This window comes from uncultured Flavonifractor sp., assembly GCF_944383115.1.
GTDB lineage: Bacteria > Bacillota > Clostridia > Oscillospirales > Oscillospiraceae > Flavonifractor.
In genome coordinates this window covers 1-7,353 of the sequence record NZ_CALWOJ010000093.1, presented here as the reverse complement: position 1 = coordinate 7,353, position 7,353 = coordinate 1, and the positions used below count along the sequence as shown (strand labels likewise).

The 7,353-nt window shown below is 60.8% G+C and carries 11 protein-coding genes and 1 tRNA gene; 3 read left to right on the top strand and 9 right to left on the bottom strand.

Features of this window, described 5'->3' with window-relative positions; genetic code table 11:
- From Q0K43_RS09255 to Q0K43_RS09225, 7 genes are all read right to left on the bottom strand, one after another.
- Positions 1-725, bottom strand: a 725-nt coding sequence (locus tag Q0K43_RS09255) for an acetyl-CoA carboxylase carboxyltransferase subunit beta (protein ID WP_297290260.1), incomplete at its 3' end; no start/stop codon positions are given.
- Positions 722-2,107: an acetyl-CoA carboxylase biotin carboxylase subunit gene (gene accC / locus Q0K43_RS09250; protein ID WP_297290259.1), complete on the bottom strand. Its 1,386-nt coding sequence runs from the start codon at positions 2,105-2,107 to the stop codon at positions 722-724. The genes Q0K43_RS09255 and accC, both read right to left, overlap by 4 nt.
- A gap of 4 nt (positions 2,108-2,111) precedes the next feature.
- Positions 2,112-2,537, bottom strand: coding sequence for an acetyl-CoA carboxylase biotin carboxyl carrier protein (gene accB, locus Q0K43_RS09245; protein ID WP_297290258.1), 426 nt, complete (start codon positions 2,535-2,537; stop codon positions 2,112-2,114).
- Positions 2,538-2,593: 56 nt separating this feature from the next.
- Positions 2,594-2,824 carry an acyl carrier protein gene (gene acpP / locus Q0K43_RS09240; RefSeq protein ID WP_087339930.1) on the bottom strand — a complete coding sequence of 77 codons (231 nt, stop codon included), beginning with the start codon at positions 2,822-2,824 and terminating at the stop codon, positions 2,594-2,596.
- Positions 2,825-3,070: 246 nt separating this feature from the next.
- Positions 3,071-3,295, bottom strand: a complete 225-nt coding sequence (locus tag Q0K43_RS09235) for a hypothetical protein (protein WP_297290257.1) — start codon at positions 3,293-3,295, stop codon at positions 3,071-3,073.
- Between the two features lie 123 nt (positions 3,296-3,418).
- Positions 3,419-3,492, bottom strand: a tRNA-Gln gene (locus tag Q0K43_RS09230).
- Positions 3,493-3,615: 123 nt separating this feature from the next.
- Complete coding sequence (locus tag Q0K43_RS09225) at positions 3,616-3,744, bottom strand: hypothetical protein (RefSeq protein WP_297290256.1); 129 nt, start codon at positions 3,742-3,744, stop codon at positions 3,616-3,618.
- A gap of 177 nt (positions 3,745-3,921) precedes the next feature.
- On the opposite strand from Q0K43_RS09225, the gene nrdR reads away from it, so the two are divergent.
- Positions 3,922-4,377 carry a transcriptional regulator NrdR gene (gene nrdR, locus Q0K43_RS09220; protein WP_297290255.1) on the top strand — a complete coding sequence of 152 codons (456 nt, stop codon included), beginning with the start codon at positions 3,922-3,924 and terminating at the stop codon, positions 4,375-4,377.
- Positions 4,378-4,420: 43 nt separating this feature from the next.
- On the opposite strand, the gene Q0K43_RS09215 is transcribed toward nrdR, so the two are convergent.
- Both Q0K43_RS09215 and Q0K43_RS09210 read right to left on the bottom strand, forming a co-directional pair.
- Complete coding sequence (locus Q0K43_RS09215; RefSeq protein WP_297290254.1) at positions 4,421-4,801, bottom strand: DUF4363 family protein; 381 nt, start codon at positions 4,799-4,801, stop codon at positions 4,421-4,423.
- A complete protein-coding gene (locus Q0K43_RS09210; RefSeq protein WP_297290253.1) occupies positions 4,798-5,478 on the bottom strand; it encodes a DUF421 domain-containing protein in 681 nt (226 codons plus the stop codon). The genes Q0K43_RS09215 and Q0K43_RS09210 overlap by 4 nt, the downstream gene beginning before the upstream one ends.
- A 73-nt stretch (positions 5,479-5,551) precedes the next feature.
- Here Q0K43_RS09210 and Q0K43_RS09205 point away from each other — a divergent pair, with 73 nt between their 5' ends.
- Entirely contained in the window at positions 5,552-6,382 is an 831-nt protein-coding gene (locus Q0K43_RS09205) for a metallophosphoesterase (RefSeq protein ID WP_297290252.1), read from the top strand.
- Between the two features lie 185 nt (positions 6,383-6,567).
- Positions 6,568-7,353: carbamoyl phosphate synthase small subunit (locus Q0K43_RS09200; protein WP_297290251.1), on the top strand; the 786-nt coding region annotated here is incomplete at its 3' end.

The window sequence follows — 7,353 nt, the reverse complement described above, 5'->3', positions numbered from 1 at the left end:
TTCTCGCCGATGGTCTGCTCAATGACCCGGGGGCCGGCAAAGCCGATGAGGGCGCCGGGCTCGGCCAGCATGATGTCCCCCAGGCTGGCAAAACTGGCGGTGACCCCGCCGGTGGTGGGGTGGGTGAGTACCGAGATGTACAGCCCGCCTTTCCGGGAGAACCGCTCCAGAGCGGCGGAGGTCTTGGCCATCTGCATCAGGGACAGAATGCCCTCCTGCATCCGGGCGCCGCCGCTGGCGGAGAAGAGGATGAGGGGGAGCTTATATTTTTCGGCGTACTCCACCAGTCGGGTAACCTTTTCCCCCAGGGCGGCGCTCATGCTGCCCATAAAGAACCGGCTGTCCAGAGCGCCGATGGCCACTTTCTGGCCGTGAATACGGCCGGTGGCGGTGACTACGCCCTCGCTCATACCGGTGCGGCGGCGGGCTCCCTCCAGCTTGGCAGAATAGCCGGGGAAGGACAGAGGATCGTTGGAAGACAGGGCGGTGTCCAGTTCCCGGAAGGTGCCCTTATCCAGCACCAGGCTCAGCCGGTAGTAGGCCCCGATGGGGTAGTGGTGACCGCACAGGGGGCAGACGTACCGGTTCATGACCAGATCCCGGCGGCGGAAGGCGCCGCCGCAGGCGGGACAGGTCTCCTCGGTGTGGGCGGGGGCGGGAGAGGAACCCCGGAGGGCTTTCAGGGAGAGCAGTTTCTGCCGCCGCTGGGCAAAGACGGAACTCATGCCTTATTGTCCTCCTCTCCGCTGCGGCTCCAGGCCAGCAGGGTGTCCATGTTGGCCTCCAGATAGCCGGTATTGTAGTTGCCCCGGATGAAGTCGGGGTGGTGCATGATCTGATGGAGCAGATCGGTGTTGTTGGCGGTCCCCTCGATGATCAGTTCCTCCAAGGCACGGCGCATCCGGCGGATGGCCTCCAGCCGGGTGGGGGCATGGACGATGAGCTTGGCCATCAGGGAGTCGTAGTAGGGGGGCAGGGTGTAGCCGGTGTACAGGCCGGTGTCCACACGCACGCCGAAGCCGCCGGGCAGGTGTACGAAGTCGATCTTGCCGGGGCAGGGGCGGAAGTCGTTGGCCGGATCCTCGGCGTTGATGCGGCACTCGATGGCGTGGCCGTTGAGTGTGACCTCCTCCTGGGTGCGGGACAGGGACAGGCCGGCGGCAATGCGGATCTGCTCCCGCACCAGGTCCATGCCGGTGACCAGCTCGGTGACCGGGTGTTCCACCTGGATGCGGGTGTTCATCTCGATGAAGTAGAAGTTGCCCTCCTGGTCCAGCACGAACTCGATGGTGCCGGCGTTTTCATAGTGGGCGGCCTTGGCGGCGGCCACGGCGGCGGCGCCCATCTTCTCCCGCAGCTCGGGGGTGAGGGCCTTGGAGGGAGACTCCTCCAGCAGCTTCTGGTTGCGCCGCTGGATGGAGCAGTCCCGGTCCCCCAGCTGGATCACATGACCTTCCTTGTCGGCCAGGATCTGGAACTCGATGTGCCGGGGGTTGAGGATCAGTTTTTCCAGATACATCTCCCCGCTGCCGAAGCAGGCCACCGACTCGCTGCGGGCCTCCTCAAAGAGGGGAATGAGCTGCTCGGGTTCAAACACCCGGCGCATACCACGGCCGCCGCCGCCGGCGGCGGCCTTGATGAGAACGGGGTAGCCGATGGCATCGGCCAGGGCTTTGGCCTCCTGAGCGGTGTCCACCGCCCCGTCGGAGCCGGGGACCACCGGCACACCGGCCTCCACCATCAGTTTGCGGGCGGCGGCCTTGTTGCCCATGGCCCGGATCACGTCGCCGGAGGGGCCGATGAAGGCAATGCCCGCCTGGGTGCAGGCGTCGGCAAAGTCGGCGTTTTCCGACAAAAAGCCGTAGCCGGGATGGATGGCGTCGCACCCGGTGGCCTGGGCCACGGTAAGGATGGCGTCCACATTTAAGTAGCTGTCCGCCGAGCGGGCGGGGCCGATGCACCAGGCCTGCTCCGCCAGCTGGACGTGAAGGGCCTCCAAATCGGCCTGGGAGTAGACCACCACAGGCTCGATGTCCAGCTCCCGGCAGGCCCGGAACACCCGGACGGCGATCTCCCCCCGGTTGGCGATCAAAATACGCTTGAACATGGAATCACCCTTCCCGGTAACGAATGAGGGGGTCCCCAAAGGACACCAGGGCCCCGTCCTCCTGAAGAATGGCCTCGATGGTGCAGTCACAGGGGGCGTGGACCTCGTTCATCATCTTCATGGCCTCCATAAGGCAGACAGTCTGGCCCTTCTTCACCTTGCCGCCCACCTTGACGAAGGGCTCGGCGTCGGGAGCGGAAGCGGCGTAGAAGGTGCCCACCAGGGGAGCGGTGATGCAGGGACCCTCGGGCTGGGCCGCCGGAGCGGGTGCGGCGGCGGCAGGGGCGGGCGCGGCCGCCGGCGCGGCGGCAACGGCAGCGCCGCCGCCCTTGCCCAGCTCCAGGGTGAAGTCCTTGGTATTCAGCTTGAAGGTAGTGATGCCGCTCTGGTCAAAGCGGGCCATCAGCTCAAAAATCTCTTGGTTGGTCATGGCTGCTCCTTTCGGAAAAAAGGCACCGGTTTGCACCGATGCCCGTTTTTCTCCTCTTACTCAGCGTGATCCTCGATGTACTTCATCAGGTCGCCCACGGTCTTCATGTTGGGCAGGTCCTCGTCGGCGATGGTCACGCCGAAGGCCTCCTCCAGAGCCATGGACAGCTCCACGGCAGCCAGGGAATCGGCCTCCAGATCCTCGGCCAGCCGGGCCTCGGGGGTGACCTTGTCGGCGTCGCAGCTCAGAGTCTCCACAATGATATCCTTAATCTTCTCGAAATCCATAATGATGCTCCTCACAAAACAATTCAAAAATTTTAGTTAAATCATTTTACTTAAAAATTTTTAAATAAAATAATTTAAGCATATTTTAGCAGGCGGAAGCCATTTGTCAAGACTTTTTTTGGAAACTGTAGGGGGCAGTTTTCAGAACTGTGGAAATTTACAAAAGAGGGCAAAAAAACGCCCTGCGATTTGATCGCAGGGCACAATCTGGGGGGTAAGTAGCCGCCCCGAATGGGGCGGCATGGATCAGCCGCAGCCGCAACCGCAAGAGGTGTCGTCGTCATCCTGGTCGGCGGTCCAGAGGAAGGCCGGGATGGTGAGATACACCTGGCGGGCGTCGGTGGCAGTGCCGGACAGGTTGGAGATGGAAAGGCCGGAGAGCGCGGAGACGGAAGAGGTCTCGCTGTTTCCGGAGGCGCAGCCCCAGCATCCGCAGCGGCAGCAGCGATTCCAGTTGTTACAACAACACATGATAAAAGTACCCCCAATCAGATTCGTGGGGGACTGCTGCCCCCCACAGTCCCAATATACGCGGGGGCGGGGCGGCGGGTGCGAGAAAAAGAAAAAGCGAGACAACCGCAGTTGTCTCGCTTTTGGCAGCGGGAGAAGGATTCGAACCCTCACATACAGAGTCAGAGTCTGCTGTGCTACCCTTACACAATCCCGCTATACCAGGCCTACGCTCATAAGCGCAGGTGTTATTATAGCAAAACGATGGAAAATGTCAAGGGGGAAAATGAAAAAAAGTAAAAAATTGTGGGCCGGGCAGGGCCCGGCCCACAGGGAAAGGGTCAATGGCGGTTGGGAGTACCGGTCTTATCCTGGGGCTGCTCCTGCTTTTTGCTCTGAGGATGCTTGCAGTCCTGGGGAGCGGGATTCTGGTTTCTGGACTTCTTCTGGTCATTGTACTGGTTCTGCATAAAGCTCACCTCGCTTTCACCGCTCTTAGTATGCCCATTTTTTTCTGGCATATACAAAAACTTTTTCCATTCGGGGATACCATCTACAGCCGTTTTATGGTATAATAAAAATGTATAGGTACTATATCTTGCCCAGGCCTGGGGCCAGGAACAGAAAGATAAAGGAGGTCTGCCGCAGTGAGATGTCCGTTTTGTTCTCACCCGGAGAGCAAGGTTGTGGACTCCCGCCCGTCCGACGAGGGGTCCAGCATCCGTCGCCGCCGGGAGTGTCTTGCCTGTCACAAACGCTTTACCACTTATGAGACCATGGAGAGCCTGCCCTTGATGGTGGTCAAGAAGGATGGAAGCCGTCAGACCTTTGACAAGACCAAGCTGCTCAACGGTATGATCCGGGCCTGCGAAAAGCGGCCGGTATCTTTTGGTACCCTGGAGGAGATGGCCAACGAGATTGAGCAGGTCCTCCAGAACGAGATGGATCGGGAGATTCCCTCCGCCCGCATCGGCGAGCTGGTGATGGAGCGGCTGAAAAAGGTGGACGAAGTGGCCTATGTCCGTTTCGCTTCCGTCTACCGGCAGTTTAAGGACATCAGCACCTTTATGGAGGAGCTGAACAAACTTCTGGCGGAAAAATGAGGTAAGAAGCGGGGGACGCAGGATTTGCGTCCCCCTTTGTTATTTAAAACACATTTTTCAGGGTCAGCTGTTCGGCCTCGCTGAGCAGTTTGATCTGGGTGAGCAGCCGGGCGTTGGCGGCGGCGTATTCCCCGTATTCGCCGCTGGTGAGCAGGGCCAGCACCTCCTGAAAGCCGGCGTAGATCTGGTCGGTGTCGGCGTGGCGGAGCAGGACGTGGAGGTATACATCCCGGCCGCTCCAGGTCTCAAGGGCCTTTTGAGTCACTGACCGGGCTTCCTCCCAGCGATCGGCGGTCACCAGCCTTTGGGCCTGTTCCAGGGAGGCGGTCAGTTCCTCCGTAAACCCCTCCAGAGACCAGGTGTGAAGCAGGGTGCCGCACAGAAGGGTGGCCAGCAGCGCCAGGGCAATCCACAGACGTTTCACCGGAGGGCCTCCTTTTTAATGATGCAGACCTGGTTGGTCTCATCCACCGTCAGCAGAAACACGTCCTGGGTCCGTTTCACATGGTGCTGCTGAAGCTGCTTGTCCAGCCACACCTCGTCCAGGCCCCGGCTATGGAGATTGCGGGTGATGACCCGTCCGTCGTTGATCATGACCACCGGCAGCCCCGGTTCCGGCAGGTGCAGATCCAGGTCCTGAGCGGTGGGCGGTTTCTGAGCGGCGAAGGGGAGGACGGACAACTGGCCGTTGGTCTCCAGAATGGCGTATTTGACGGTGGACAGATCGGTGACCCCGTTCATCCGCAGTTCCTCCATCAGCTCATCCAAAGTAAAACGGTTGCGCTTCATTTCACCCTGCCGCAGTTTCCCGTTCTCCACAATAATGCTGGGCCGTCCGCAGAGGAGGGCCCGGAATTTTACGCTCTTCATGGTGAGTACCGACAGGGCCATGGTAAGGCACAGCAGGGTGAGAATGGGGATCAGGCCGGTGAGCAGGGGAATGCCAAAGTCCTGCATGGGGACGGCAGCCAGATCGGCGATGAGCAGGGCCAACACCAGCTCGGAGGGCTCCAACTCACCCACCTGCCGTTTGCCCATCAGCCGGATACCAATGATGATGAAAGCATATAGAATAATGGTGCGGAGAAATGCAATGACCATGAAAAGACCTCCCGGGATGACACTGCTTTCAGTATGACCCGAAGGTGGGAAGATATACAAAAGGAGGAACCAAATGAAAAAAAGGACAGCGGCTCTGCTGGCTGCCGGAGGTGCGGCGGCAGGCGGATTGCTGGCGGCGGCCCTGGATGTGCGCCTTGCGGTGCGATACTACACTGTTGGGAGTGGTCAGGTGGACGGGCCAATCCGCCTGGCGGTACTGACCGACCTGCATGCCTGCCGGTACGGGAAAAACCAGGAGCGGCTGGTGGCGGCGGTGGCCGCCCAGAACCCGGATCTGGTGCTGATGTGCGGCGATATCGTGGATGATGAGCCCCGGATGGAGGAGTGGCGCGCCCTGCTCACGGTAAAAAGGCTGGCCGACCGCTGGCCGGTGTATTACGCCTCAGGCAACCATGAGTACCGCACCGGCCGGCTGGCGGAGGTCAAAAAGCTGCTGACGGCCTGCGGCGCGGTGGTGCTGGACGGCAGGTGCGTCCGGGTGGCCGCCGGGGGGCAGATGGTGCAGATCAGCGGCATCGACGACCCGGAGACAGGGGAGGAGAACTGGCAGACCCAGCTGTCCGCCGCCAGCGGCGGCCTGGACGGCAGTCACTTCTCCATTCTGCTCACCCACCGGCCTGAGCGGGTGGCGGATTACGCAGGCAGCGGGTTCGACCTGGTGCTGGCGGGCCATGCCCACGGGGGCCAGTGGCGGCTGCCCGGCCTCATCAACGGAGTGCTGGCCCCCAATCAGGGGCTGTTCCCCGTCTACGCCGGCGGGCGATATGAACTGGGAAACGCCACCCTCATCGTCAGCCGGGGCCTGGCCCGGGAGAGTACCCGTATCCCCCGGTTGTTCAACCGGCCGGAGCTGGTGGTGGTGGATGTAAGACCATCAAAATAATTATGAGGACAACTACAGTTTTTTGAGACATTCGGGGCGCATTGACCGTGAAAAACGGGAGATGCGCCCCGCTTTTTTGTCCAAAACCACAATTTTGAAAAAGCGGAGGAAAAGGGAGTTGCCGGGGGCGGATATTTAGAGTACAATCGAACAAATACCATGGAAAGAAAGGCGTGATACGGGAGATGAAGGCGACCTTGATTCTGGAGAACGGCGCCACGTTCCAGGGTGTCAGCATGGGCTCGCCCGCGGACCGGGTGTGCGAGATGGTGTTCAACACCTCCATGACCGGCTATCAGGAGATTTTGACCGACCCCTCCTATGCGGGCCAGGGCATCGTAATGAGCTATCCCCTCATTGGCAATTACGGCGTGAACAATGAGGACAACGAGTCCTCCCGGCCCTGGGCTGAGGCATTTATTGTGCGGCACCTGGCCCGGCGGGGGAGCAATTTCCGCTGCGAGGGTGAGCTGGACGCCTATCTGAAACAATATGATATTACCGGGATCGAAGGCGTGGATACCCGGGCATTGACCAGAATACTCCGCAGTCAGGGGACCATGAACGGCATGATCACCTGTGCGGAGCATTTTCATATAGAGGAGTGCCTGGAGAAGATCCGCGCCTACCGGGTGGAAGGCACCGTGGAGAAGGTGACCCGGAAGGCCCCCCAGCTCTATCCCGCCCTGGGGGAGCAGAAGCTGCGGGTGGCTCTCATGGACTACGGCGTGAAGGAGAACATGATCCGCTGCCTCCAGAAGCGGGGCTGCCAGGTCACCGTCTATCCCGCCCACACCCCGGCGGAGACCATCCTCACCGGCGGCTATGACGGCGTTATGCTGTCCAACGGCCCCGGCGACCCGGCGGACAATGTGGACATTATTAAAGAGGTACGCAAACTCTACGACTCCAGCCTGCCCCTCTTTGCCGTCTGCCTGGGCCACCAGCTGCTGGCTCTGGCCACCGGCGCC